The 24,710-nt window shown below is 72.0% G+C and carries 27 protein-coding genes; 11 read left to right on the top strand and 16 right to left on the bottom strand.

Annotation, left to right across the window (positions count from 1 at the left end):
- Nucleotides 1-22: 22 nt before the first annotated feature.
- From ABL310_RS17280 to ABL310_RS17270, 3 genes are all read right to left on the bottom strand, one after another.
- Nucleotides 23-1,201 carry a hypothetical protein gene (locus ABL310_RS17280; protein ID WP_349368245.1) on the bottom strand — a complete coding sequence of 393 codons (1,179 nt, stop codon included), beginning with the start codon at nucleotides 1,199-1,201 and terminating at the stop codon, nucleotides 23-25.
- A gap of 68 nt (nucleotides 1,202-1,269) precedes the next feature.
- Complete coding sequence (locus ABL310_RS17275) at nucleotides 1,270-1,518, bottom strand: hypothetical protein (protein WP_349368244.1); 249 nt, start codon at nucleotides 1,516-1,518, stop codon at nucleotides 1,270-1,272.
- A gap of 303 nt (nucleotides 1,519-1,821) precedes the next feature.
- Nucleotides 1,822-4,002, bottom strand: coding sequence for a VTT domain-containing protein (locus tag ABL310_RS17270; RefSeq protein ID WP_349368243.1), 2,181 nt, complete (start codon nucleotides 4,000-4,002; stop codon nucleotides 1,822-1,824).
- A 170-nt stretch (nucleotides 4,003-4,172) separates the two neighbouring features.
- Between ABL310_RS17270 and ABL310_RS17265 the strand changes: the two genes are divergently transcribed.
- Nucleotides 4,173-4,697 carry a universal stress protein gene (locus ABL310_RS17265; RefSeq protein WP_349368242.1) on the top strand — a complete coding sequence of 175 codons (525 nt, stop codon included), beginning with the start codon at nucleotides 4,173-4,175 and terminating at the stop codon, nucleotides 4,695-4,697.
- 10 nt (nucleotides 4,698-4,707) lie between these two features.
- Here ABL310_RS17265 and ABL310_RS17260 read toward each other — a convergent pair whose 3' ends face one another.
- Both ABL310_RS17260 and ABL310_RS17255 read right to left on the bottom strand, forming a co-directional pair.
- On the bottom strand, nucleotides 4,708-5,259 hold the full coding sequence (locus ABL310_RS17260) for a hypothetical protein (protein ID WP_349368241.1): 552 nt from the start codon (nucleotides 5,257-5,259) through the stop codon (nucleotides 4,708-4,710).
- 70 nt (nucleotides 5,260-5,329) lie between these two features.
- Complete coding sequence (locus ABL310_RS17255) at nucleotides 5,330-5,806, bottom strand: PRC-barrel domain-containing protein (RefSeq protein WP_349368240.1); 477 nt, start codon at nucleotides 5,804-5,806, stop codon at nucleotides 5,330-5,332.
- A gap of 244 nt (nucleotides 5,807-6,050) precedes the next feature.
- Between ABL310_RS17255 and ABL310_RS17250 the strand changes: the two genes are divergently transcribed.
- From ABL310_RS17250 to ABL310_RS17230, 5 genes are all read left to right on the top strand, one after another.
- Entirely contained in the window at nucleotides 6,051-6,332 is a 282-nt protein-coding gene (locus tag ABL310_RS17250) for a DUF2282 domain-containing protein (RefSeq protein ID WP_349368239.1), read from the top strand.
- Between the two features lie 78 nt (nucleotides 6,333-6,410).
- Nucleotides 6,411-7,265 carry a DUF692 domain-containing protein gene (locus ABL310_RS17245; protein WP_349368238.1) on the top strand — a complete coding sequence of 285 codons (855 nt, stop codon included), beginning with the start codon at nucleotides 6,411-6,413 and terminating at the stop codon, nucleotides 7,263-7,265.
- Nucleotides 7,249-8,046 (top strand): DNA-binding domain-containing protein, encoded by a 798-nt coding sequence (locus tag ABL310_RS17240; RefSeq protein WP_349368237.1) that lies wholly within the window; start codon nucleotides 7,249-7,251, stop codon nucleotides 8,044-8,046. Before ABL310_RS17245 ends, ABL310_RS17240 begins: the two co-directional genes overlap by 17 nt.
- A complete protein-coding gene (locus ABL310_RS17235) occupies nucleotides 8,043-8,534 on the top strand; it encodes a DoxX family protein (protein ID WP_349368236.1) in 492 nt (163 codons plus the stop codon). The genes ABL310_RS17240 and ABL310_RS17235 overlap by 4 nt, the downstream gene beginning before the upstream one ends.
- Before the next feature lie 105 nt (nucleotides 8,535-8,639).
- Complete coding sequence (locus ABL310_RS17230) at nucleotides 8,640-9,671, top strand: Acg family FMN-binding oxidoreductase (protein WP_349368235.1); 1,032 nt, start codon at nucleotides 8,640-8,642, stop codon at nucleotides 9,669-9,671.
- A gap of 5 nt (nucleotides 9,672-9,676) precedes the next feature.
- Here the strand turns inward: ABL310_RS17230 and ABL310_RS17225 are convergent, their stop codons facing one another.
- From ABL310_RS17225 to ABL310_RS17200, 6 genes are all read right to left on the bottom strand, one after another.
- Complete coding sequence (locus ABL310_RS17225) at nucleotides 9,677-9,880, bottom strand: type II toxin-antitoxin system RelE/ParE family toxin (RefSeq protein ID WP_349368234.1); 204 nt, start codon at nucleotides 9,878-9,880, stop codon at nucleotides 9,677-9,679.
- A 96-nt stretch (nucleotides 9,881-9,976) separates the two neighbouring features.
- A complete protein-coding gene (locus ABL310_RS17220; protein WP_349368233.1) occupies nucleotides 9,977-10,228 on the bottom strand; it encodes a type II toxin-antitoxin system ParD family antitoxin in 252 nt (83 codons plus the stop codon).
- A 58-nt stretch (nucleotides 10,229-10,286) separates the two neighbouring features.
- Nucleotides 10,287-12,434, bottom strand: coding sequence for a flagellar biosynthesis protein FlhA (flhA, locus tag ABL310_RS17215; RefSeq protein WP_349368232.1), 2,148 nt, complete (start codon nucleotides 12,432-12,434; stop codon nucleotides 10,287-10,289).
- Nucleotides 12,435-12,488: 54 nt separating this feature from the next.
- Entirely contained in the window at nucleotides 12,489-12,875 is a 387-nt protein-coding gene (locus ABL310_RS17210; protein ID WP_349368231.1) for a DUF202 domain-containing protein, read from the bottom strand.
- Nucleotides 12,876-12,909: 34 nt separating this feature from the next.
- Nucleotides 12,910-13,158, bottom strand: coding sequence for a hypothetical protein (locus ABL310_RS17205; RefSeq protein ID WP_349368230.1), 249 nt, complete (start codon nucleotides 13,156-13,158; stop codon nucleotides 12,910-12,912).
- Nucleotides 13,159-13,168: 10 nt separating this feature from the next.
- Nucleotides 13,169-13,702, bottom strand: coding sequence for a hypothetical protein (locus ABL310_RS17200; RefSeq protein WP_349368229.1), 534 nt, complete (start codon nucleotides 13,700-13,702; stop codon nucleotides 13,169-13,171).
- Nucleotides 13,703-13,920: 218 nt separating this feature from the next.
- Here ABL310_RS17200 and ABL310_RS17195 point away from each other — a divergent pair, with 218 nt between their 5' ends.
- Both ABL310_RS17195 and ABL310_RS17190 read left to right on the top strand, forming a co-directional pair.
- A complete protein-coding gene (locus ABL310_RS17195; RefSeq protein ID WP_349368228.1) occupies nucleotides 13,921-14,442 on the top strand; it encodes an ACT domain-containing protein in 522 nt (173 codons plus the stop codon).
- A 65-nt stretch (nucleotides 14,443-14,507) separates the two neighbouring features.
- Nucleotides 14,508-15,182 (top strand): protein-L-isoaspartate O-methyltransferase, encoded by a 675-nt coding sequence (locus ABL310_RS17190; protein ID WP_349368227.1) that lies wholly within the window; start codon nucleotides 14,508-14,510, stop codon nucleotides 15,180-15,182.
- Between the two features lie 17 nt (nucleotides 15,183-15,199).
- On the opposite strand, the gene ABL310_RS17185 is transcribed toward ABL310_RS17190, so the two are convergent.
- Complete coding sequence (locus ABL310_RS17185) at nucleotides 15,200-16,279, bottom strand: endonuclease NucS domain-containing protein (RefSeq protein ID WP_349368226.1); 1,080 nt, start codon at nucleotides 16,277-16,279, stop codon at nucleotides 15,200-15,202.
- Nucleotides 16,280-16,582: 303 nt separating this feature from the next.
- Here ABL310_RS17185 and ABL310_RS17180 point away from each other — a divergent pair, with 303 nt between their 5' ends.
- Complete coding sequence (locus ABL310_RS17180) at nucleotides 16,583-17,719, top strand: M23 family metallopeptidase (RefSeq protein WP_349368225.1); 1,137 nt, start codon at nucleotides 16,583-16,585, stop codon at nucleotides 17,717-17,719.
- 106 nt (nucleotides 17,720-17,825) lie between these two features.
- On the opposite strand, the gene ABL310_RS17175 is transcribed toward ABL310_RS17180, so the two are convergent.
- Genes ABL310_RS17175 through ABL310_RS17165 form a run of 3 tightly spaced genes read right to left on the bottom strand, consistent with a single transcriptional unit; the run spans nucleotide 17,826 to nucleotide 20,209 of the window.
- Entirely contained in the window at nucleotides 17,826-18,674 is an 849-nt protein-coding gene (locus tag ABL310_RS17175) for a phosphodiesterase (protein ID WP_349368224.1), read from the bottom strand.
- A 52-nt stretch (nucleotides 18,675-18,726) separates the two neighbouring features.
- Nucleotides 18,727-19,929: an FAD-dependent oxidoreductase gene (locus tag ABL310_RS17170; RefSeq protein ID WP_349368223.1), complete on the bottom strand. Its 1,203-nt coding sequence runs from the start codon at nucleotides 19,927-19,929 to the stop codon at nucleotides 18,727-18,729.
- Nucleotide 19,930: 1 nt separating this feature from the next.
- Nucleotides 19,931-20,209, bottom strand: a complete 279-nt coding sequence (locus ABL310_RS17165; RefSeq protein WP_349368222.1) for a zinc-finger domain-containing protein — start codon at nucleotides 20,207-20,209, stop codon at nucleotides 19,931-19,933.
- Nucleotides 20,210-20,332: 123 nt separating this feature from the next.
- On the opposite strand from ABL310_RS17165, the gene ABL310_RS17160 reads away from it, so the two are divergent.
- Together ABL310_RS17160 and ABL310_RS17155 are read left to right on the top strand one after the other, a co-directional pair.
- Complete coding sequence (locus ABL310_RS17160; protein WP_349368221.1) at nucleotides 20,333-21,688, top strand: IS1182 family transposase; 1,356 nt, start codon at nucleotides 20,333-20,335, stop codon at nucleotides 21,686-21,688.
- A 182-nt stretch (nucleotides 21,689-21,870) separates the two neighbouring features.
- Nucleotides 21,871-22,989: an IS110 family transposase gene (locus ABL310_RS17155; protein WP_349368220.1), complete on the top strand. Its 1,119-nt coding sequence runs from the start codon at nucleotides 21,871-21,873 to the stop codon at nucleotides 22,987-22,989.
- Nucleotides 22,990-23,515: 526 nt separating this feature from the next.
- Here ABL310_RS17155 and rnd read toward each other — a convergent pair.
- The gene (gene rnd / locus ABL310_RS17150; RefSeq protein WP_349368219.1) at nucleotides 23,516-24,658 is read right to left on the bottom strand and encodes a ribonuclease D; all 1,143 of its coding nucleotides are present in this window, start codon (nucleotides 24,656-24,658) and stop codon (nucleotides 23,516-23,518) included.
- Nucleotides 24,659-24,710: the final 52 nt, after the last annotated feature.

The following is a 24,710-nucleotide window of genomic DNA, read 5'->3' as shown; positions in this document are numbered from 1 at the left end:
TCCGCGCGGACCGCGCGACCCGTCAGCCGTCGACATAGCCCCGTGCCCGCAAATGCGCCTCGAGCGCCTCCGGAAAGCTCGCCTGGCGCTCGGCGCCGGGCGGGCAGCCTCCGTCCGGCGCCGGATCGGCGGCGCAGACGGTCAGCGGCCAGTCGGCGCCGCGATCGTAGCGCGCGAGCATGCGCGCCCACGCCTCGTCGACGTCGCCGAGCCGCGCCTTGGCGGCGACCCAGGCGGCGAGAAAGCCGTTCTCGCGCCACAGGCTCGGGGTCTCCTCGGCCGCCTCCTCCAGACGGGCGAGATCCTCCTCGAGCGCCGGGCGGAAGCGCGGGTCGTCCGTGACCTCGACGATCTTCTTGCCCGCGAAGCGCTCGATCACGAGGGGCGCGAAGGAGAAGGCGTAGGGTGCGTAGGCGTAGAGGAAGCTCTGGTCGACGCTGGCGAGCTCGTGGATTCCGTCGCCGTCGAGATCCTCGACCGCGTAACCCCGGTCGCCGTCGAGCATCGCGCCGGGGACCACCGCCCAGCCGCCGCCGAGCGGCGTCGCGATCCGGGTCAGCGCGCAGCAATGCGCCCCGCCGGTGAAGGCCGCGACGACGACCTGGCGGTTCTCCGGCGCGCGCGGATCGAGGGGCGCGATCGTCACGAAGGCGCCGCGGGAGAAGGAGGCGGCGTCGCTCAGGTCCATCGAGAACAGCGTCTCCCCGTCGGCCCGGCCTTCGATCACCGGGTAGTAGAGGTCGTAGGCGTCCCGCCGGCTCGAAAGGACCAGCGTCGCGCCGTCGAAAGGCAGGCTCAGCGGCGCCTCGCCGCCGTAGTGCAGCGTCTCGTGGCGGGGGGCGTCGAGGCTGTAGAAGGGCGGGGAGAAGCGCGAGCCGTCGGAGAGGAAGAGGTCGTCCGGCAGCGCCGGCTCGGCGCGGAGCGCGGCCTCGGTCCGGTCCGCGTCCCCGACGGCGACCGGGCCGCCGTAGACCGCGTGCCAGCCGTTGGAGGAGGTCGCGACGTGGATCGCCTCGAATCGCGGGGCGAAGCCGCGGGCGAGGGCGATCGCCTCGGCCGGATCGCGGCGGCTCGCGAGCACGACCCAGAGTTCGTCCTGCCCGAGCGTGCGCTCCGAAAGCAAGGCGCGAGCGGGCGCCAGGGGCGCGACGAGCACGGCGGCGAGAGCCGCCGATCCGGCGAGAGCGAGCGGCAGGCGCATGCGATCCTCCCCCGGTCCGGTCGAGCGCGGGGCCAGGATGGGGCGTCGCGGGCCGCGGAGCAAGCGTGTCAGAGTGCGTCGTCGCCGCTGCCGCGCCCGGGCACGTGCCCGCTCGTCGCCGCCTCCTCGAGACAGGCGACCGCGGTGCGCACGTCGCCATGCGCGTCCGCGAGCAGCAGGAAGGCCTTGAGCAGGAAGACCTCGCGCATGTCGGTCGCGATCGTGTCGAGCCGGTCGGCGAGCGTCGGGAACAGCGTCTCCAGGCCGTCCCGGTCGAGCCCGCCGCGTGCGGCATTGACGTCAGGCGTGTTGGACATGACTTTCTCCCTCCCCGGCGAGCGTCGTGCATGCTCGCCAAAGCCGCCGCGGCGGTCTTGTCGTCGACCGCTTTGCGGACGGCAGCCACGTCGCCGTCCGGCGAAAATGAAGCACAACCGGGGTTGTGCGTCCAGTGCAACCGCGGCTGCATTGTTCGTCAACGAACGATCGAGCCGCGTCTCGGGCTCTCGGCCGAGCCCGGGAGGACACCTATAGCCACCCGATCGGGGCGGCGTCAGGGCGCGGGGATGGTCGCCGTCGGGCAGACGGGATCGGCGTCGGCGCACGCGCGCTGCCGCCGATCATTGCGCCTTGCGTCTGCGCCGCTTCTTCAGGCGGTAGACGAGAACCTGCAGCCCGACCGACAGGGCGAGCCAGCCTGCGACGGCGACGCCGAGCAGCAGGAGCTCGCCCGGCTCAGGCGAGGTCAGCACCTCGGCGAGCTGGGTGCCGAGCAGGGTCAGCATCACGAGCCCCGGCGCCATGCCGAGCGCCGTGCCGACGAGGTAGTCCACGAGCCCGATCCGGCTCGCGCCGACGACGAGGTTGACGAGCGTGAACGGCGCCACGGGGAGCATGCGCAAGGCCGCCACCGCGATCACGCCGCGGTCGGCGAGCGCCTTCGAGATGTCGCGGGCGCGCCGGCCCATGCGCTTCTCCAGCGCCTTCCGCCCCAGTGCGCGGCCGACGAAATACGTCGCCCCGGCGCTGAGGAGGACGCCGGTAGTGGCGATGGCGAGGGCGGGGCCGGGGGCGAACATCATGCCGGTCACCGCGATGAGCACGGTGACCGGAAACACGACGAGCCCGCCCAGGACGAAGGCGGCGATGACGACGAGCGGCGCGAGCGGGCCCGCGCCCAGCGCCTCCAGGCGCCCGACCAGCGCGGACGGATCGGTGTAGTCCGACACGGGCGTGAAGCGCCACAAGGCCACGAGCGCGACGATCGCCGCGCCGAGCAGCACGAGCTTCATCGTCCGCGTCAGCGCCCGCTGCGCCGGCTGGCCGGCGAACATCTCGGCGCCGAAGGCGGGCGTCGCGATGGGCCGCTCGGGATCGGCGAGCTCGCCGATGCGTCGGGCGAGCTCGCCGTCTTCGGTCGGTCCGAGATCGATCGGCGCGAGCCGCCGGCCCTCGCTCGGCAGGGTGTCGAGCGCGGAAAACAGCGAGCCCTCCCGCGCGATCGCCTCGGCGACCTCCTCCGGCGAGACGCCGGCATGCTCGGCGATCAGCCCGTCGCGGATCCGGCGGATCGCGGCGCGCTCGGCCTCCGTTCCGGCCTCGATGGCGAGATCGCACTCGGTGTCGAGGCCCATGGAGCGGTTGTTGAGGTTGGCGGAGCCGATGCGCAGCAGGCGATCGTCGACGATCATCAGCTTGGCGTGGACCATCACGCCCTCTCCCGTCGGATCGTCGGGGAGGGCGGGGAAGGCGAGCCGCACCCGGTCCGCGAAGCCGCTGTCGCGAATGAGCGCCATGAAGCGGCGGCGCCCGGCGTTCATGGCGTGCTCCTCGAGCCAGCTCTGGTGCACGTTGGGCGCGACGATCAGCACCTCCAGCGCGGGAACCTCGGCCAGGCGGCGGATGAGCGCCCGCACCACGCTGTCGCGGGTGAGGAACTGGTTCTCGACGTAGATCGTCCGCTCGGCGGCCGCGACGGAGGCGACGTACAAGGCCTCGACCTCCCGGATCGCCGGCGCGCCGGCGAAGGCGGGGCGGGTGCGGGCGATGCCGACGGCCACGCCCCGGAAGTCCGGCTCCAGGCCCTCCGGCCAGAGGTCGGGCTCGTTCGGCGGCGCACGGCGGCGACGCTCGGGCGCCACCGCCTTGGGCAGCTTCGGCGCCGCCGCGTAGCCGCCCTCCGCCTGGCGCCAGCGCGCCTCGGCGAGCGCGGCGAGAGCGCCGGCCGCCTCGCCGTCGACCATCATCTGCGCGTCGTGGAAGGGCCTGTAGGGCGCGCCGTCGGGGTCGCGCCGGCGGTCGTCGTCGAGAGCGTGCGCGCGCGTGTCCCAGCGGCGGATGGCGAGGTCGAGCCCGCCGCAGAAGGCGAGCGCGCCGTCGACGACGACGAGCTTCTGGTGATGGCTCGCCCCGATCGGCAGCACGTCGTCGAGCCGGGCGCGGATCTGGCGCGGCGTCGACCAGTCGAGCCTCACCTCCGGCAGGAGCTCGCGCTCGAAGCCGTAGAGCAGGGCGTAGTCCCAGAGCAGCAGGTCGATCTTCAGCTTCGGGCGGCGCTCGACCAGCGCCGTGAGGAAGGGCCCGAGCGCCCGCGGCAGCCCGTCGGCGGGCTCGTACGCCTCGCCGACGAGGGGCGTGCGGCTGTCGATGTCCCAGCCGACGACGAGGATGCGCCGGCGCGCCTTCAGCATCGCGGCGCGCATGGCGCCGAAGGCGGCTGCCGCGTCGATCAGCGCCACGGCCCTCTCGGCCCGCGCGATCGTCCACGCCGTCTCGCCCGGCCTGAGAATGCCCCCGCTCATGCACGCCTCGCCGTTTCCGAGCCGTCTCGATAACGCACGGCGCGCTCGGATGCACCAGGGGCGGCGCGGATGGCGACCCCGCCTGGGGAGTTTCCCGACTAGCGCGGGCCCGCTGGCTTGTCGCAACCTTCGGGTCGCGCCGGGAGGCGGCGCGCGGGGAGATTCCAGACATGATCTCGACCATCGTCGTCGCTGTCGACGGATCGGAACACCAGGACGCCGTGCTCGCGCTCGCGGGGGAGATCGCGGCGAAGCAGGGGGCGCGAATCGTCCTCGCGCACGCGCTCCTGCGCGCGGTGCCCTACGGCGAGCTCTACGCGCTCGCCGAGCGGCTCGGCTTCCTCGACCGGGTCAAGGACGAGCTCGATCAGGCCGCCGCGACGCCGGTGATGCCGGCGGCCGCCATGGGCGGGGCCATCCCCGTGATCATGGTCTCGCCCGAGACGCTGGAGCACATGGCGAACGAGGTGGTCGCCTCGGCCCGGGCGAAGCTCGACGGGCTCGGCGTGCCGATCGAGACCCGCATCTCGGACAAGGCGCCGGCGGAGGCGCTCGTCGAGATCGCCACGCAGGAGAAGGCGGACGTGCTGGTGCTCGGCAGCCGCGGCCTCGGGCGCGTCCAGGGCTTCCTCCTCGGCAGCGTCTCGCAGCGCGTGCTGCACGAGGCGCCCTGCGCCTGCCTCGTGGTGAAGTGAGGCGCGCGGTTCAGTCGGTGCCGAGGCTCTCGTCGATGCCGAGCGGACCCTGCACCTCGATCCGGGGGTAGTCCTCCCAGCGCTGCACGACGCCGGGCAGGTTGCGGACGTCCTCCTCGGTGACGCCCTGGACGTAGAGATCGTCGTCGCGGCGCACGAAGCGGGCGAGCGGGAGGGCGAGCTTGCGCTCGCCGAAGCCGAGCACGCCGCCGTGGTCGAACACGACCCAGCGCTCGTGGTCGGGGCCCAGCACGACCTTGTCGATCTCGCCGACGACGTCGCCGGAGGGGGCGCGGATCGCCTCGCCGTCGTCGAAGTCGACGATGGTGAGCGGGCCGCGGCTCTCGTTGGCGGGGGGCGGGAGGCGGTAGTCGTCCCCGAGGATGCCGAGGGCATCCGCGTAGCCGCCGTACTCGACGAAGCCCTCCTCGCGCGGGGGCGGGCGGTCGGGCGGGGAGCCGGCGGCGCCCTGCGAGAGGGCGGGGGCGGCGAGGAGCGCGACGAGGCCGCCGGCGAGGGCGGCTGCGGCGAGCGTGTCGCTGAGGGAATGCGTGCGTTTCATGAATGTTAGACGCGAACGGCCGCCCGGGAGTTCCGGGCGGCCGCCGCGACGCGATGCGCGCGGGGGCGCGTCACATCATCTCGCGGATCACGATCTCGTCCTCGGCGCCGAGGACGCGCATGCCGGACATCTCGTCCGCCATCTCCTCGCCGGCCTCGGCCAGCGCCTCGAGCTCCTCCTCGGTCATGCCGACGAGGACGAGGCTCTCCTCGCCGCGGGCCGCGAAGCGGTCCATCGGGATGGCGACCGTCTCGTCGCCGATGTCGAGGAATCCGCCGACGTCGACGACGATGTAATGCGTGCCTTCGGCGTCGACGACGACGTTCTCGATCTCGCCGATCTCCTCGTCGTTGATGCCGTAGATCTCGATGTCGTCGAGATCGCCGGCCATGCGGAAGACCTGCGAGACCTCGCCGAGGGCGCCGGTCGCCTCGGTCTCCATCGTCTCCGTCTCGGTCATGGTCGCCGTCTGGGCGGTCGCCGGAAGGGTGGCGGCGCCGAGCGCGGTGGCGGCGGCGAGGGCGAGCATGGTGCGGAAAGCCGTCATGAAATGTCTCCTGTCGCAAGGAGGCCGCGCTTCGGGGCGCGGCCGGTTGCGAGGGCAACGTGCGGGGGGCGAATGGGTTTCGTGTCCGCCGCGCCCCGGTCTCGTGCGGCTCACGCGCGATCACGACGCGATCACGTCGGCGTGAGCGCGTAACGCCGCCGCGCTCGATCGCGAAGGGGTAGCGACGCCCGCGGCCAGACACGGGCGTCGAGACCCGTTTCGAGACCAGAGGGACGACAACGCCATGAACTCGAAGACCAAGCTCGCGCTCGCCGGTTCCGTCGCCGCCGCGCTCTCGCTCGCCGCCGCCCCCTCCTTCGCGCAGTCCGCGACGATGGAGAAGTGCTACGGCGTGGCGCTCGCCGGCGAGAACGACTGCGCCGCGGGCCCCGGCACGACCTGTTCCGGCACCTCCACCGTCGACTACCAGGGCAACGCCTGGAAGCTCGTCCCGGCCGGCACCTGCACCGACATCGACACGCCCTTCGGCCCGGGGTCGCTCGAGGAGATCGAGCGCCCGGCGTAAGGCCGCACGACCTGTCGTCCCCGGCCGGGGCAATGCCCGGCCGGGGACGACGAGCCCCCTCGCGAGACGGAGCCCGCCATGACCCGCCTGCCCCGCGACGCCGGAATCGGCTTCAAGGCCCTGCACTACGAGGCGATCCTGGAGGAGCGCCCCGCGCTCGGCTTTCTCGAGGTGCACGCCGAGAACTACATGGGCGCCGGCGGCCCGTCGCACGCCCGCCTCGCGCGGCTGCGCGCGGACTACGCGCTTTCGGTCCACGGCGTCGGGCTCTCGATCGGCGGCGCGGGCCCCCTCGACGAGGCGCATCTCGCCCGGGTGAAGGCCGTGTGCGACCGCTACGAGCCGGAGAGCTTCTCCGAGCACCTCGCCTGGTCGACCCACGAGGGCGCCTATCTCAACGACCTCCTGCCCTTGCCCTATACCGAGGAGACGCTCGCGCGGGTGTGCGCGCATATCGACCAGGTGCAGGAGCGGCTTGGGCGACGCCTGCTGCTGGAGAACCCCTCGACCTATCTCACCTTCGAGGCGTCGACCTGGGAGGAGACCGCCTTCCTCGCCGAGATCGCGCGGCGCACCGGCTGCGGGCTGCTGCTCGACGTCAACAACGTCTTCGTCTCGGCGACGAACCACGGGACGTCGCCGCAGGCCTATCTCGACGCCTTCCCCATTGGCGCCGTCGGCGAGATCCATCTCGGCGGCCACGCCGCGGAGGAGATCGAGGGCGCGCCCTTCCTGATCGACGCGCACGGGACGCCCGTCGCCGACCCGGTCTGGGCCCTGTTCGAGGCGGTGATCGCCCGCACGGGCCCGCTGCCGACGCTGGTCGAATGGGACAACGACGTCCCAGCTTTCCCCGTCCTCCACGCCGAGGCGACGCGGGCGCGCAGCGTCCTGCGCCGGCATGCGGAGCGCCCTCATGCCCGCGCGTCCTGACCTCTTCGAGGCCGAGATCCGCGCGGCGGTGCTCGCGGGCGCGGACGTTCCCGCGGGGCTGACGGCGCGCCATCCTTCGCAGGTGGCGCGGCGTTTCGCCGTCTACCGCAACAACGTCGCGGTCGGCCTCGTCGACGCGCTCGCGACGCGCTTTCCCGTCGTGCTGAGGCTCGTCGGCGAGGCGTTCTTCCGCGCCACGGCCCGCGCCTTCGTGGCGGAGCATCCGCCGCGCTCGCCGGTGCTGACGTTCTACGGCGACGCCTTCCCCGATTTCCTCGCCGCCTTCCCGCCCGCGGCGCGCCTGCCCTACCTCGCCGACGTCGCGCGGCTGGAGGCGGCCCGCACCCATTCCTACCACGCCGCCGACGCCGAGCCGCTCGTGGCGGACGCCCTCGCGGCGATCGCCGAGCGGGATCCGACGACCTGGGGCCTCGCGCTGCACCCGGCCGTGCGCCTCGTCGCCTCGCCGCGTCCGATCGTGAGCCTGTGGGCGATGAACCAGCCCGGGGCCACGCCCGGCCCGCTCGCTTCGCGCGCGCCGGAGACCGCCCTCGTCGCGCGCCCGCGCCTCGAGGTGCGCGTCGCCGCCGCCGAGCCGGGGGAGGGCGCCTTCCTCGCCGCCTGCGCCGCGGGGGCGAGCTATTCCGACGCCGTGGGCGCGGCCCTCGACACCGGGGAGGCCTTCGATCCCGGCCGGGCGCTCGCCCGCGTCCTGGCGCTCGGACTCGCCGCGGGAATCGCCACGGAACCGACCGAACTGACGACTGGAGAGACCGCATGAGAGACGTCACGACCGCCCCCGCCGCTCCGGCCCGATCCGGCGCCGAGTCGGGCCTCGCCGGCCTCGTCCACCGGGCGATCGCGCTGATGGACCGCCTGCCCTGGTCCGTGACGGCTTTGGCGCTGCGGATCTTCCCGGCGGCCGTGTTCTGGCAGTCCGGCCGCACCAAGGTCGAGGGCCTCGCGCTCAAGGATTCGACCTTCTTCCTGTTCGAGCACGAATACGCGCTGCCCGTGATCGACCCGGCGCACGCGGCCTATCTCGCGACCATCGCCGAGCACGTCTTCCCCGTGCTTCTCGTGATCGGGCTCGCCACGCGCTTCTCGGCGCTGGCGCTCCTGATCATGACGGCGGTGATCCAGGTCTTCGTCTATCCCGGCGCGTGGGTGACCCACGGCCTCTGGGCGGCGACCTTCCTCGCGCTGATCGCAAAGGGACCGGGCGTCGCGTCCCTCGACCATCTCCTGCGCAGGCGCTACGGCGCCTGAGGGCGGGCGGCGCCCGGCCTTGCGAAGCGTCAAGGACGGACGGAGAGAACGGACCTAGGCTTCGGGCGTTGCCGGTGTGCTCGCCGGTCCCGCCCGGAGGTCGCCATGTCCGCTGCCGCATCCTTGTACGAGGAGGCGCTCGCCGCCCAGCGCGCGCCGCTCGCCGAGACGCCAGAGCCGCGCGAGCTCGTGCGCTACGCCACGCTGGCCGCGAGCGGGCACAACACCCAGCCCTGGCGCTTCCGCTTGCGGGCCGATCGCATCGACGTCGAGCCGGACCTCTCGCGGCGCACGCCCGTGGTCGATCCCGACGACCATCACCTCTACGCCAGCATCGGCGCGGTGACGGAGGCGCTCGTCCTGTCCGCTCGTGCGCGCGGCATCGCGGCGGAGGCGGCGTACGACGATGCGGGGGAGGGGCGCGTCGTCGTCGACCTGCGACCCGGCGCGACGCCGCCGCGGGACGAGGCGCGGCTCTTCGCGGCCATTCCCGAGCGGCAATGCACCCGCAGCCTCTACGACGGCCGGCCTGCCGCGGTGAACGCCATCGATCGCATGGTCGCGGCGGCGGCGACGCACGGGGTCGAGCTGATCTACGTCTCGCATCCGACGCGGCTCGAGCAGCTCACCGAGCTGATCGTCGCGGGCAACGCCATGCAGATGGACGATTCCGGCTTCGTCGGCGAGCTGAAGTCCTGGCTGCGCTACGCCCCGCGCGACGCGGTCGCGCGCGGGGACGGGCTCTACGGGCCCTGCGCCGGAAACCCGACGCTGCCCGCCTGGCTCGGGCCGCTCGTCCTGCCGCTGGTCTTCCGCAAGAGCCCCGAGACGAAGAAGCTCCTGCGCCAGATCCGCTCCTCCTCCGGCCTCCTCGTCTTCGTCGCCTCCGAGGACACCCGCGCGGGCCACGTCGCCGCGGGCCGCGCCTACCAGCGCGCCGCGCTCCAGGCCACCGCCGACGGCCTGAAGCTCGCCTTCGTCAACCAGACGGTCGAGGTGCCGGCGCAGCGGGCGAAGCTGTGCGAGCTGCTCGGGCTCGGCGACCGCCGGCCGAACCTGGTTCTTCGGGTCGGCCATGCGCCGGCCATGCCGAAATCGCTGCGCCGGCCGGTGGAGGAGGTGGTGCTGGCGGAATGAAGGGCTCACGATTCCGGAAACAGGATCGCCGCGTAGTCCGTTGCTCCGTGCAGCACATGCACGATTTCCACTGCATCCTCGCGAGCACGATAGAAGACGAGATAGTCGCCGACGACGCGCCTTCGAACGCCGCTCCGCTCGTATCGAGGGACGAGCGAAAAGCGGTACGGTAAAGTCCGCGAGGCCGAGGCGCGCCCCCTCGATCTCATCGATCGAAGCAATTGCACGGCTAGGACTGAAAAGCGCCACGTGCCGTGCGATGGCGTCGAGATCTGCGCGGGACGCAGGGGTGAAGACGACGCGTATCACGTGTCGGAGGAGCCGTACTTGGCACGCAGCTCCGCAAAGACGTCTGCAGCGGGAAGCGTATTTCCCGAATCGGCCTCGGCAAGTCCGCGGGCGATGGCGGCGTCCAAGGTCGCTAGCTTGGCCTCCTGCTCCTGGACGAGCCGTATCCCTTCGCGAAGGACGTCGCTCTTCGTCTGGTAGCGGCCCGATCGCACGAGCTGCGCGACGATCTCTTCGAGCCTCGGCTCGAGTTCCATCTCGGTCGGCATCTGCGTCTCCCCGATCAGGGGCCGAATCTACGCTTTCGGACGCTTCGATCAAGCGCCATCACACGCTCCCCACCGTCTTCAACCGCGCCCGCGTGTGGATCTCCGCCTGGCTGATCACCGGCGTCTCGCGGCGGAAGCGCTCGATGATGGAGCGCACGTAGGGCCGGGCCTGGGCGGAGGTGACGAGAACGGGCATCTCGCCCTGGCGGGCGGCGTCCTCGAAGCGGTCGCGCACGGCGTTGACGAACTCGCCGAGCCTGGAGGGCTGCATGGCGAGCTGGCGCTCCTCGCCCTGGCCGACGAGACTCTCCATAAAGGCGCTCTCCCAGGCGGGCGAGAGCGTGACGATGGGCAGGACGCCGTTCGGGCCGGTGTACTGCGCGCAGATCTGGCGCGCGAGGCGCTGGCGCACGTGCTCGACGATCTCGCGCGGCGAGCGCGTGCCGCCCACCACCTCGGAGACGCCCTCGAGGATGGTGCCGAGGTCGCGGATCGAGACGCGCTCGGCGAGCAGCAGCTGGAGCACCCGCTGGATGCCGGTCGCGGTGATCTGCGAGGGCACCATCTCCTTGACGAGGTCGGCGTGCTCCTTGGGCAGGTCGCGCAAGAGCTTCTGCACCTCGGGGTGGGAGAGGAGCTCGGCCATGTTGGCCTTGATCACCTCGGTGAGATGGGTCGAGAGCACGGTGGCGGCGTCCACCACCGTGTAGCCCTTGAGCTGCGCCTGGTCGCGCAGGCCCGCGTCGATCCAGGTGGCGGGCAGGCCGAAGGTCGGCTCCAGCATGTGCTGGCCCGGCAGCTGCACCTGGCCGCCCATCGGGTCGATGGCCATGAACTGGTCGGGATAGACCACGCCGCGGCCCGCCTCGATCTCCTTGACGCGGATGACGTAGGCGTTGGCCTCGAGCTGCACGTTATCGAGGATGCGCACGCTCGGCATCACGAAGCCGAGCTCGGCGGCGAGCTGGCGACGCAGGGCCTTGATCTGCTCGGTCAGCCGGTCGACGCCGTCGCCGGCGCGCCCGTTGACCAGCGGCAGGAGCGCGTAGCCGATCTCGATCTTGACGTCGTCGATCTTCAAGGTCTCGGAAATCGGCGGCTCGCCCGGCGCGACGTCGCCGTCGGCGGCGGCCTCCTTCTGCTTCGCGGCCTCGGCCGCCGCCTCCTCGGCGGCGCGCTCCTTGGCCTTCTTGCCGAAATGCCAGGCCATCGCGCCGGCCGCGACGGCGAGCGACATGAAGGGAATGAAGGGGATGCCCGGCAGAAGGGCGATGGCGCCCATCACGGCCGCGGACATGCCCAGCGCCTTCGGATAATGCGCGAGCTGCTTGCCGAGCGCCTTGTCGGCCGCGCCCTTGACGCCGGCCTTGGAGACGAGGAGGCCCGCCGCGGTCGAGACGATCAGCGCCGGGATCTGCGAGACGAGGCCGTCGCCCACCGTCAGCATCGTGTAGGAATGGGCGGCGTCGCCGAAGGTCATCTGCATCTGCGCGACGCCGATGACGATGCCGCCGATGACGTTGATCAGCGTGATCAGGAGGCCCGCGATGGCGTCGCCGCGCACGAACTTCGAGGCGCCGTCCATGGCGCCGAAGAAGGTCGATTCGTCCTCGAGCTTCTGGCGGCGCGCCTTGGCCTGCGCGTCGTCGATGATGCCGGCCGAGAGATCGGCGTCGATCGCCATCTGCTTGCCGGGCATGGCGTCGAGGGTGAAGCGCGCCGCGACCTCGGCGATGCGGCCCGAGCCCTTGGTGATGACGACGAAGTTGACGAGCACCAGGATGGCGAAGACGACGACGCCGATGACGAAGTTGCCGCCCATCACGAAGCCGCCGAAGGCCTCGATGACGTGGCCCGCCGCGTCCGTGCCCTCGTGGCCGTAGGAGAGGATCAAGCGCGTCGAGGCGAGGTTCAGCGCGAGCCGCAGCATGGTCGCGATGAGCAGCACCGTCGGGAAGGACGAGAATTCCAGCGGCTCCTCGATGAACAGCGCCGTCATCAGGATCAGCACGGAGAAGATGATCGAGACCGCGAGCAGCAGGTCGAGCACGATCGCCGGCAGCGGGAAGACGAGCACCACGAGGATGCCCATGACGCCGAGCGCCAGGAACAGGTCCGTGCGCCGCGTGAGCGCGCCCAGCCCGGACAATCCGCCCGCCCGCGCGCCCGTCGCCTCGCCCGCCGTGGAAGCCCCCGCCTCGCTCATCCGCGCCCTCGCTCCAGATAGGCAAGTCTTGCCGGGCGGATGGTGAACGAAGCGTTAAGACAGCCACGCGAGGCCGCCGGCGAGGAGCGCCACCGCGGCGAGGAGCAGCGTGCCGATCGCGAGCGGCAGGCGCGAGAACGGTCCGACATGGTTCGCGCCGATGCGCCGCGTCGTCACGCTGTAGCGCCGCCAGCCGACGCCGAGCATCAGCAGCGCGACGAAGGCGAGCACGGTCGCGCCGGCGCGGATCAGCCAGTCGGGCTCGATCTCGGAGAACAGGCGCGGGAAGACGACCGCCGCCGCGATCGCCGCCATGGCGGTGCGCCACCAGGCGGCGAGCGTGCGCTCGTTGGCCAGCCGCGTGCGGTCCTCGGCCAGATCGTCGCGGTGGCGGCGCGACGCGTCGGCGTCGTCGCGTGGCGGGGTGGCGTGGTCGGACACCCCGGGGCAACGCGCGAGGCGCGGGGAGGCTCCCTCAGGCCTGCGCGTCGGCCTCGGCGGCGGCGCGCCGGCGGGACGCCTGGTGCTCGGGCGTCTCGTCCTCGCCGAGCGCGTACGCGATCAGGTTCGCCTCGGTCTCGGCCATGGCGGCCTGCGCCTCGAGCTTGCGGCGCATCTGGGCGGATGTCCCGCGGTAGCGCTCCGCCTTGTCGCGGGCGTGGCGGGCGCGCCGGCGGGCGGCGGCGAGATCGGCCTTGGTGTAGGCGCCGTCGATGGGGATCATGGCGCGGCCCTCACTGCGCGGCGATCGCGGGCGCGGCCGCGGTCTCGAGCAGCCGCGCGACGGCGCGGGCGGTGCGGGCGAGGCGGCTCTCCGGCAGCGCGTCGCCGGCGCGCGCCCGAGCCAGGAGCGCGACGAGCCCCGCCTCGTCGGCCGTGGCGCGGCAGCAGGAGGCGGGCAGCGTCGCCGGCTCGCGGCCCGTCTCCGCCGCGAAGGCGCGCACGAGCCCGCCCAGCGCGCCGACGAGGAGGCCCGCCTCCTCCGGCGGCAGCGAGGCTTCCGCCTCGGCGAAGGCGGCGTCGACGCAATCGGCCTCGCGCGTCTCGCGCGCGGCGGCGAGATAGCGGAACACCGCGAGCGCCAGGCGCTCGGGCGCCTCCGGGCACAGATCCGCGACGAGGCGCGCGCCGGCCCCGGCGACGGGGCAGGGCGCCTCGCAGGCGGTCTCGAGCGCGTCCTGCACGAGGATGGGGGCGGTCGGCAGGGCGGCGAGCCCCGTCACGGGACAGGCGCGCCCGGCGGGCGCCTGGATCGGTGGCGTCGTCATGGCGTCGTCTCCAGACCGTCGGGGTCAAGGCCCGCGCTCGAAGCTGATCCGTAGGTTGCCGGATCGGATGATGCAGTCAAGAAAAAAGACGAGTTGGATCAATAGGTTATAATTAGACCAAGTCTAGGCTGGAGCATTCCCCGGCGGTCGCGGCTTGACATGCACGGTCGCGCGCGCGCGTCATCGCGCGGACGGAGAGACACGGGAGGAGACGCGTCGTGACGATCGAGATGGTGCTCAGCGTGATCGCGCGCGACCGGCCGGGCCTGGTGAACCGCCTCGCGGCGGAGATCGTCGCGCAGAGGGGCAACTGGATCGATTCGTCCATGGCCCGCCTCGGCGGCGACTTCGCCGGCATCGTGCGCGTGGCGCTGCCGGAGGAGAACGCCGGCGCGCTCGAGGCGGGGCTCACGCGCCTGGCGGAGGAGGGCGTCACGGTCCTGGCCCGGCGCTCGGAGGGGCCGGCCGTGCCCGCGGGCCAGCGCGCCGTGCTGGAGCTCACCTGCTCGGATCATCCCGGCATCGTGCGCGACATCTCGGACCGCCTCGCCGCGCGCCGCGTGAGCATCGACGAGCTCGAGACGCAGGTCTTCACCGGCTCGATGTCCGGCGAGGCGCTGTTCTCGGCCAAGGCGCGGATCGTCATCCCCGACGGCGTCTCGGCCACCGCCGTGCGCGAGGACCTCGAGCGGATCGGCCTCGACATGATGGCGGAGATCGTGCTGCGCGAGGCGGAGTGAGCGCGGCTTTCCCAAGGTGAATGATCCGTTAACCGATCCGGGCTAGCCTCCGCGCCGGAGGAGACATGCGGGTCGACAGGGAAGGTCTGCGCGAGGGGGATCCGACGCTCGACGCCGAGGCCGTCGAGACGGCGGCCTTCGTCCTCGCGCTGCGCGCCAAGGGCTTCCGCGACAAGACCGTGCTCGGCGCCATGGAGCGCGTGCCGCGCAACCTCTTCGCCCCGCGCCGCTTCGCCGACCTCTCGCGCTCCGACGTCGCCCTGCCGCTGCCCTACGGCCAGACCATGTCGGCCCCCACCACCGTCGCCGCCATGCTGGTGCAGCTGCGGCTCGAGGAGGGGGAGAGCGTCTACGAGGTCGGCACGGGCTCGGGCTACGTCGCGGCGCTTCTCGCGCGCCTCGGCGGGCGGGTGGAGAGCGTCGAGCGCATCGAGGCGCTCGCCGACGCGGCGGCCCTGCGTCTCGGCCAGCTCGACCTCGCCGAGGAGATCGCGCTCGGCGTCGGCGACGGGCTCACCCCCCGGCGCAACCGCGAGCGCTTCGCCAAGATCCTCGTCAACGGCGCCGTCCCCGACTTCCCCGACACGCTCGTCGAGCGCCTCGCCCCCGGCGGACGCCTCGTCGGCGCGCTGACCGTCGACGGCTTCCCCCGCCTCGCCGTGCTGGCCAAGGACGCGGACGGTGCGCCCCACACGCAGGTCGGCGCGGCCGTGCGCATCGCGCCGCTGGTGGTGGGGTAGCAGGCGCGAGGCGCTGGTCAGCCGTCGTCGTAGCGGGGAAACCGGGTCTTCAAGACGTCCACGGTACTGCGCCAGCCAGGAGTCTTCGGCTTGCAGACTGTATTCTGGTTGCCGAAGAAGCCGAGTTCGCGCACCGCCTCGTCCTTCGGCACCGTTTGCAGCCAGCGCACGGGTACGAAGTATTCGCAGAGGTCCGGATCATCGGCGACGTCGCTATGATATTCCGCCTCCTGGAGAACGTCGAGGGCCGGCTTCCCGGCTATCGTGTGGTCACGCGCCGCTTTCTTCGGGCCCGTGACGCGTCCGACCCCGACGTAGCCATGCCCGGGAATGTTGACCCAGATCCGGTCTCCTTCGGAGAGCAAAGAGAGCGTATTGCTGTACCAGGCGCGACCGCCGGCGCAGACGAAGCCGTAGCGAACGGCCTCTTCCCAGTTCCGCGACTCCGCATCGCCGAAATTGACATAGAACTCGCCGTTCCATGGCGCGGAGCCGCCGGTTTCGATGTTCGTCGCGGCGGTGAGCTGCACCTCGCGCGGATCGAGCAGCCACGTGCGGCTCAGCAGCTTCTCAGACCCGTGGCCAAAAACCTCGAAGAAGAGGACGTTCACAGGAACGCCGCGTTCGTTCAGGTAGCCTACGATTCGCTCAGTGCTGGCATCGAGGCTCGAAGCGACGATGATGATCTCATGGGTCGCATTGAGCGAGTCTTCGTCCAGCCGTCTTCCGAAGAATGCCTGGAACTCGGCGGCCAGGCTCAGCCCCGGCTTGAAGCGGCTGAAGATTTCGACGATCTGATCGGGCGTGAGCCGTTCCAGCCAGGATGCGTAATCGAGCGCCTGTGCTACGACCTCTCGAGGCGTGCGGTCACGCTTGATCTCGACGAGAACCAGTGCCCCGTCGGGTGCGATGCACAGAAGGTCTATCCGCCCTCCCAAGCCGGTCTGCTCCTGCCGGCCGATCGGCATCCACTCGTCGGAAAGGATGCGCGGAGCAGCGACGATCATCTGCTCGAGCTCCGCTTCCGACGCCATGCTCGCGCGCGGCACTTCCGATGGCTTGGGTGAGATTGTCCAAAGGGCGTGACGGATCGGCATGTCGAGACTGCTGTTCGATGAAGGCTTCCTCTTGTAGCGCAGGCCTCGGAACCATGAAAGGTCATGACGAACCCTTACCCCCCGCGGTTCGCTCCACCGACGGACGCGAGATCGAGTGTGCTCCATGGCGCCGCGCGGCTTCGAACCGTCGCTCGAACGACGGCGCCACGTTGCCGCTATCCCGATGCCTGGAGCGCGAATTCGCAAGAAGGGTCCGGTCACTACCGGCCGCGCAACGCTTGCTTAACCTGAATGCCTTTTTAATCGGCTGACACACTAGTTCGCGTAAGGTCAGGTGCGTCGATGCGCTTCCCCCAGGCACTCCCTCGCTTTCCCGTTGTGACGAAGGTGGCCGTCGTCGCGCTGGCGGCGGGCGCGCTCGGCGCGTGCAGCGCCGACACGATGCGGTTCGCCGATCCCTTCGGCAACCCGTTCTCCCGGAGCGGGCCGGAGCCCGTCATGACCGCGGCCGCGCCGGGCGGCGCCGCCCCGACCATGGCGGTGGCGAGCGCCCCGCTGCCGGAGCCGACGGTCACCGGCGCCACCAACGCCTCTCTTCCGGCGCAGCCCGCGACCGGCGCGCCGCGCGCCACCGGCCCGGCCGGCTGGAGCGCGCTCGGCGGCACGCCCATCGTGGTGCGCCAGGGCGAGACGCTCGACACGATCGCGGGGCGCTACAACGTGCCCGCCGACGCGCTCTTGCGGGTGAACGGCCTCTCCTCGGCGTCCGAGGTGCAGCCCGGGCGCGCGCTGGTGATCCCGGTCTACAACGCCGTGGGCGCGCAGACCGCCTCCGCCGCCGGCGCGACGCCGCTGCCGGTCCAGTCCGCCGCCGCGCCGATCCCGCCGCGTGCGCCGGGCGCACGGTCGGCGGCGCCGACGCAGACCGCCTCCATCTCCTCGGCCGCTCCGATTCCGCCCGCCGCGCCCGCGCGCCAGGCGGCGATCGCGACGCCCGCCGCGCCGCCGCCGGCCGCTGTCCAGCAAGCCCCCGTCCAGCAGGCCGCGCCGGCGCAGCCTTCGCCCGCGCCATCCGCTCCGACGCAGGTGGCGCGCCTGCCCGACCCGGCCTCGAATCTCGATTTCCGCTGGCCCGCCCGCGGCCGCGTCATCGCCGGCTTCGGCACGGCCGGCAACGAGGGCATCAACATCGCGCTGCCGGAAGGCACGCCGGTGCGCGCCGCCGAGGGCGGCACGGTGGCCTATGCCGGCGAGGAGCTGCGCGGCTACGGCAAGCTCGTCCTCGTGCGCCACGCCGACGGCTACGTCTCCGCCTACGCGCACAATTCGCAGCTCCTGGTGGGCCGCGGCGACGAGGTCCGCCGCGGGCAGGTGATCGCCCATTCCGGGCGCACCGGCAACGTCACCTCGCCCCAGCTTCACTTCGAGATCCGCAAGGGCGCCGACCCCGTCGACCCCATGCCCTACCTGACCAACTGAGGTCCCGACCTGACCGGGCGACGTCGCCTCGAGACCCGTCGACCGCGATCAGCGCCGGCGGAGGGGAGACCCTCCGCCGGTTCTTCGTCTGCGGGGCCCGGCGTGCTCACGCCCGCTCGATCCCGCTCGTCTCCGCGAGGTCAGGCTCGTCCCAGTCCCGGAACGGGCGCATCGCTCCCTCGCTCTCGACATAGGCGAGGTGCGAGACGAGCCGGCGGCCGTCGTAGTGCAGCAGGCGGAAGGCGGCGGGCTCGGCCGCGTAGCCGCCCTCGCCGCCGGGGCGCAGGTCGAGGCCGACCGCGTAGGAGAGGGCGGGGGCGACGTAGCAGGGCCGCCCGCCGAACAGGGTCTCCATGGCGCGGTGATGGTGGCCGCAGAGCAGCGCCAGCACCTGGGGATGGGCGGCGACGATGCATTCGAGCTGCGCCGCGCCCTCCACCAGCCGGATCCGGTCCATGAAGCCGACGCCGCAGCGGAAGGGCGGATGGTGGACCACGATCAGCGTCGGGCGGCCGGGCGCGTCGGTCAGCGTCGCGTCGAGCCAGGCGAGGGTCGCGTCGGAGAGGGCGCCGGCGCTGGTGAGCCGCTGCTGCGAGGCGAGGCCGATCACGCGCAGGGCCGCGAAGTCGCGCACGCTGCACAAGGGTGGCGCCGGGAGGCGCGATTGTCCGTTCAAGGCCTGGAGAAAGCTGGCGAATTCCGCATCGTCGTCGTGGTTTCCAGGAACCGCAACCACAGGGCGCTTGAGCGCGCGCAGCCGCTCCGCGACTCGGGCGTAGGCCTGCGCCTCGCCGTCCTCGGCGACATCGCCGCTGACGACGATCAGATCCGGCCGCGGATCGAGGGCATGCAGCGCCCGGAAAGCCTTGTGCAGCGCAGCATCGGCGTCGAAGCCGGCGCGCGTGGCGCCGCCCGGCGGCGCCGCGTGGAGATCGCTGAGATGGGCAATGAGCATGGACCGGACCGCCGCAGGATACGGCCTCCCCGTCGCAAGAAGCTTGCCACGCTCAATTGTCGCGCCAGCCGTAGAGCCAAGAGTAGCGCTCGGCCAGCCCGCGCGCGCCGAGCCGCTTCATCGTCAGGTCTCGACCGAGCGCCACGACGCCGCCCGCATGATAGATCCGGCCGTTGGCGCGCGCCGTCTTCTGCACGCGCCTCGCCCGCGGCAGCCGCTCCGCGGCGTAGGCGGCGAGCGCGCCGGGGAGGTCGCCGCCCGTCTCGCAGGCATGCGACAGCCTCTGCGCGAGGCAGGCGGCGTCCTCGACGGCGAGGGCCGCGCCCTGGGCGAGGAAGGGCAGCACCGGATGCGCGGCGTCGCCGAGCAGCGCCACGCGCCCGCGCGCCATCCGCTCCGCGGGCCGGTCGAACAGAGACCAGAGCAGCCAGCGCTCGGCCTGGCCGAGCAGCGCGGCGAGGGGAGGGGCCGCCTTGCCGAAGGCGGCGGCGAGCTCGCCCGCATCGCCCGGCGTCGCCCAGCCCTCGACGGGTTCCTCGCGGCGCAGCACGGCGACGATGTTGATCTCGCGTCCCCCCGCGATCGGGTAATGCACCACGTGCGCCCGCCGGCCGAGCCACAGCCCGGTCTCGTCGCCGGCGAGCGCCTTCGGCGCGGCGGCGCGCGGGATGGTGGCGCGCCAGGCGACGTAGCCCTGGTAGTCCGGCGGGATCGCGCCGCGCGGCCCCTCGACGGCGCGCCGCGCCTTCGACCAGACGCCGTCGGCGCCCACCGCGAGGTCCGCGCGCAGGCTCTCGCGCGCGCCGCTCTCGCGGGCGAGGCGCAGGGTCACGCCGGTCTCGTCCGGCTCGAGCGCGCCGACCGCGCGGCCCATCACGAGCCGCACGCCGGGGCGCGCGCGCACGGCGTCGAGCAGGATCGTCTGCAGGTCGGCGCGGTGGATCACGAGGTAGGGCGCGCCGTGGCGCTCGCGCATGTGCGCGCCGAGCGCGATCTCGGCGATCGTCCGCCCCGAGCCGACGGCGCGCACGATCACGCGCCCCGGTTCGGTCGCGCGCTTGGCCAGGGCGGGCCCGAGCCCGAGATCGATGAGGATGCGGCTCGCGTTCGGCGAGAGCTGCAGCCCCGCGCCGACCTCCGAGAAACCCGTGCGCCGCTCGACGAGCGTCACCGGCAGCCCCGCGCGCGAGAGCGCGAGGGCCGCGGTCAGCCCGCCGATGCCGGCGCCGACGACGGCGACCGACGGGGGCGTCATCTCAGCGCGAGGGGCCGGTATGCGCCGAGGCGATGTCGAGCGCGCCGCCGGTCCAGAGGCATTCCGGCGGGTCGGACTGCTCGGTCGTCAGGTCCGCGCGGTAGCGGAACAGCGTCGAGCAATAGGGGCAGATGATCTCGTCCTCCGCCCCCATGTCGAGGAATTCGTGGGGGTGGTCGAAGGGCGGCTTCGCCCCGATGCACATGAATTCCTTCGCGCCGATATGGATGATCGGCACGCCCGCGTCGTTGGCGAAATGGGGGGTCGTCTTCTCGGCCATCTGATGTCCGTCGGTCCCGGGTCCTCGAATGGCGCGGACCATAGTGCGGGGAGAGCGCGAGGGCTAGGAGGCTGTCCGAGTAATTTTCTGGACGTGGGAATCCGGTCGTGATTCTCTTGTTTCATGAGCACGAGCAAGACGTTTCGCCCCTGGGATGTCGAGCAGAGCTGGCTTCTGCCGCCGTCCATTCACGACTTCGTCCCGCCTGGGCACGCGGCGCACTTCGTGCGCGAGACGGTGCGTGAGGGGCTGGATCTGCGGGATATCCTGAGCGCCTACATCGAGCTGCGAGGCTATCCGCCGTATCATCCGGCGATGATGGTGGCGCTTCTGCTGTACGGCTACAGCCGCGGGGTCTACTCCTCGCGCCAGCTGGCGCGAGCCTGCGAGGAGCGGGTCGACTTCATGGCGGTGACGGGCCTGCAGCGGCCGGACTTCCGCACGATCGCGGACTTCCGCAAGCGCCATCTCAAGGCGCTGGGGCGCCTGTTCGAGCAGGTGCTGCGCCTGTGCCGGGCGGCGGGACTGGTGCAGCTCGGGCACGTCGCTCTGGACGGCACGAAGATCAAGGCGAACGCCTCGCGGCACAAGGCGATGAGCTATGGCCGCATGAAGAGCGCGGAGCCGGCGCTGGCCGATGCGGTGGCGGGCTGGCTCGACCGGGCCGAGACGGCGGACCGCGAGGAGGATGCCGCGCACGGCGAGCGGCGCGGGGACGAGATGCCGGACTGGGCGGCGGACAAGCTGCGCCGGCTGGAGCGGATCCGGGCGGCCAAGGCCGCGCTGGAGGCCGAGGCGGCGGCGCCGGCGGGCGGCGAGGACGAGGACGGCCCCGGTCCCTCCAGCGGCATGCAGGATCGCGGGCGGCCCAAGCGCGCGCCCGACGGCGGCCCGCCGGACAAGGCGCAGCGCAACTTCACCGACCCCGACAGCCGCATCCAGCCGACCCGCGACGGCTTCATCCAGGGCTACAACGCCCAGATCGCCGTCGACGCCGCCCACCAGGTGATCGTCGCCCACCGCCTCCAGAGCAATCCGGGCGACGTCGACGCCCTCGTCCCCCTGGTGGACGCCGTGCGCCGCAATCTCGGAGCCAAGCCCCGCGAGATCTCGGCGGACGCCGGCTTCTGCTCGGAGGCGAACCTCGGCGCCCTGAAGGCGCGCCGCATCCGCGCCTACGTCGCCGTCGGCCGCGCCAAGCACGCCACCGGGGTCCCGGCGACCGAGCGGCGCCTCTCGAAATCACCCCTGACCCGGGCCATGGCCGAGACGCTCGCCCGCGCCGGGCGGCGCAGCCGCTACAGGCTGCGCAAGCAGGTCGTCGAGCCCGTCTTCGGGCAGATCAAGCAGGATCGCGGGATGCGCCAGCTCCTCTTGCGCGGCCTCGGCGCCGTCAGGGCCGAATGGGCGCTCGTCTGCACCGCTCACAACATCGCGAAGCTCGTCGCCGCTCACAACCGACCGAGGCCGGCCGGATGAGACGGGGCGAACGCGTCCCGCGAACGAAACGCACTCGCGTCGCAGAACGAATTAGCTGGACAGCCTCCTAGACGTTATGACCGTGGTGCGAGGGGCGGCCCGCCCTTAGCCTTTGCGAGCTTGAGCTTAACGGGGGTTGCTCGGGATCGCCGAGCCGAGCCCCAAGCAAAGGAGGGCGGACCATGGGAGAGGATAGCACCGTCTTCGTCGGTGTCGACGTCGCGAAGGAGAAGCACGCGGTCGCCGTGGCCGAAGGCGGCCGGACCGGCGAGGTGCGCTACCTCGGCGAGATCGAGGCGACGCCGGCGGCGGTCGAGCGCCTGGTGCGCAAGCTTGAGAAGAAATACGGGCGCCTGCACGTCTGCTACGAGGCCGGCCCGACCGGCTACGGGCTGCACCGGCAGATCACCGCGATGGGGCACGTCTGCGAGGTCGTGGCGCCCTCGCTGATCCCCAAGCGTCCCGGCGAGCGGGTGAAGACGAACCGGCGCGATGCGGTCACCTTGGCGCGTCTGCTGCGCGCCGGCGAGTTGACGGGCATCTGGGTGCCCGACGACGTGCACGAGGCGATGCGCGATCTGGTCCGCGCCCGCGAAGCGGCGAGCGAGGACCTGCGCAAGAAGCGCCAGCAGCTGCAATCCTTCCTGCTGCGCCACGGCCGGATCTTCACGGGCCGGAAGCGCTGGAGCGCCGCCCACAGGCGCTGGCTCGCCGCCCAGAAGTTCGAGCATTCCGCCCAGCAGATCGTCTTCCAGGATCACGTCGACGCCGAGCGCGATGCCGGTGAGCGGCTCGAGCGCTTCGATGCCCATATCGAGGAGCTGGTGCCGTCCTGGTCGATGGCGCCGCTGGTCGCCGCCTACCAGGCGATGCGCGGCGTCTCGCTCCTCGTCGCCGCCACCTTCGCCGTCGAGGTCGGGGACGTGCGCCGCTTCGACGACCCGCGCCAGCTCATGGCCTTCCTCGGGCTGGTGCCCTCCGAGCGCTCGACGGGCGAGAGCGTGAAGCGCGGCGCGCTCACGCTCGCCGGCAATCGTCGGGCCAGGCGTGTCCTGGTCGAGGGCGCCTGGAGCTATCGCCACCCGGCGCGCGTCACCGAGACGATCCGAAGGCGTCTGGAGAACCTGCCCAAGGCCGTGCGCGACATCGCCTGGAAGGCGCAGGTCCGCCTGAGCAAGCGCTACCGCCGGATGACGACGGGCGGCAAGAAGGCGCCCGTCGTGACCGCGGCGATCGCCCGCGAGATGGCCGCCTTCCTCTGGGCGATCGGCCGCGAGGTCGAGCCGCGCCAGGCCGCGTGACGGAGGTCGACGATGATGATGACACCGCTCGCTCGGCCGACGACATCGATGTCTCGAGCCCCACCGAGATCGTGACCGCTGACGACAATCGCGGCAGCGAGGCGACGGGACGGCTACGGTGGGGAACTCCCGTATGCTCTATGTGGCCGAGCACCAGCTCGACGCCCGACGCTAGACAGGGATGGCCCGAGACGGATTACGGAAGTGCGGTAACCAACCCGCGGATAAGAGCTTGATCGACCGTCGTCTTCAGGACCGTCCCGTCACCTCGCTGCCGACCGGCAATCTCACCCTGCGCAAAGGCGCGGGCCCGAGCCGCTCGACTACCACCCTTGACCACGGTCATAAGAGAGCATGATCCCACCAAGTGGAATCCGGTTGGTGGAGGAGATCATGCTCCAAACGTGACTCTAGAGCTGTTCCGACCTGATCGCATCAGGTCGGGAACCGCTCCAGGGGCCGTTTCTCCTCGCCGGCGCCGACGGCGAGCCGTGCGCCGGCGGGGCGCCCCTCGCCCTCTTCCGCGTCAGCCTTCCATCACCACCCGCCCGTCCCTCAGGCCGAGCATCAGCCGGCCCGCCTTGAGCGCGAGCGCCTTCTCGCCGAACAGCTCGCGCCGCCAGCCGTGCAGCGCCGGGACGTCGGCGTCGTCGCTCTCGGCGATGGCCTCGAGGTCGTCGACGGTGGCGACGATCTTGGGCGCGACGCCCTCCTCCTCGCACACGGCCTTGAGCAGCACCTTGAGCAAATCGACGGTCGAGCCCGTCTGCCCGCGGCCGCCCCGGCGCTCGGGCATGACGATGGTGGAGGGGTCGCGGTCGAGGCCGTGCTTCACGGCGGCGAGCACGCCTTCGGCCTGACGGGAGCGCTCGAAGCCGTTCGGCAGCGCCCGCAGGCGGCCCATCGCCGTGGCGTCGCGCGGCTGGGAGATCGCGAGCTCGACGACGGCGTCGTCCTTCATCACCCGCTGGCGCGGCACGTCGCGCGTCTGCGCCTCGCGCTCGCGCCAGGCGGCGACCTCGATCAGCACCCCCATCTCGCGCGCCTTGCGCACCCGCCCCGCGAGGCGGCGATAGGCGCTCTCGGGGTCGGAGGCGTAGGTCTCGGGCGATGTGAGGATCGCCATCTCCTCCTCGAGCCAGGAGCGCCGCCCGGTCTCGGCGAGCTTGTCCTCCAGCGCCTCGTAGACCGGGATGAGATGCGTCACGTCCGAGAGCGCGTAAGCGAGCTGCGCCTCCGACAGGGGCCGTCGCGACCAGTCGGTGAAGCGCGAGGACTTGTCGATGCGCGCCTTGGCGAGATCGTTGGCGAGCTGCTCGTAGGACACCGAGTCGCCGTAGCCGCACACCATCGCCGCCACCTGCGTGTCGAACAGAGGCGCGGGGATCAGCCGGCCGAGGATCCAGACGATCTCGAGGTCCTGCCTCGCCGAGTGGAAGACCTTCACGACGTCGGTATTCGCCATCAGGTCGAGGAAGGGCTGAAGGTCGAGGCCCGGCGCCAGCGGATCGACGAGCACGGCCTCCTCCGGGCTCGCCATCTGGATCAGGCAGAGCTTCGGATAGTAGGTGGTCTCGCGCATGAATTCCGTGTCGACGGTGACGAACGGATGCGCGGCGAGACGGGCGCAGGCGGCTGCGAGGTCGGGCGTTTGCGTGATCGGGGTCATGATCCGCTCATAGCGGAGTTTGCGGCGCGACGCCAATGCGGCGCGGCGGCCG

The sequence above is a fragment of the Salinarimonas sp. genome (genome assembly GCF_040111675.1).
Classification (GTDB): Bacteria; Pseudomonadota; Alphaproteobacteria; order Rhizobiales; family Beijerinckiaceae; genus Salinarimonas.
Note: the sequence above shows the minus strand (reverse complement) of the source record. Positions and strands in the feature narration are given on the sequence as shown.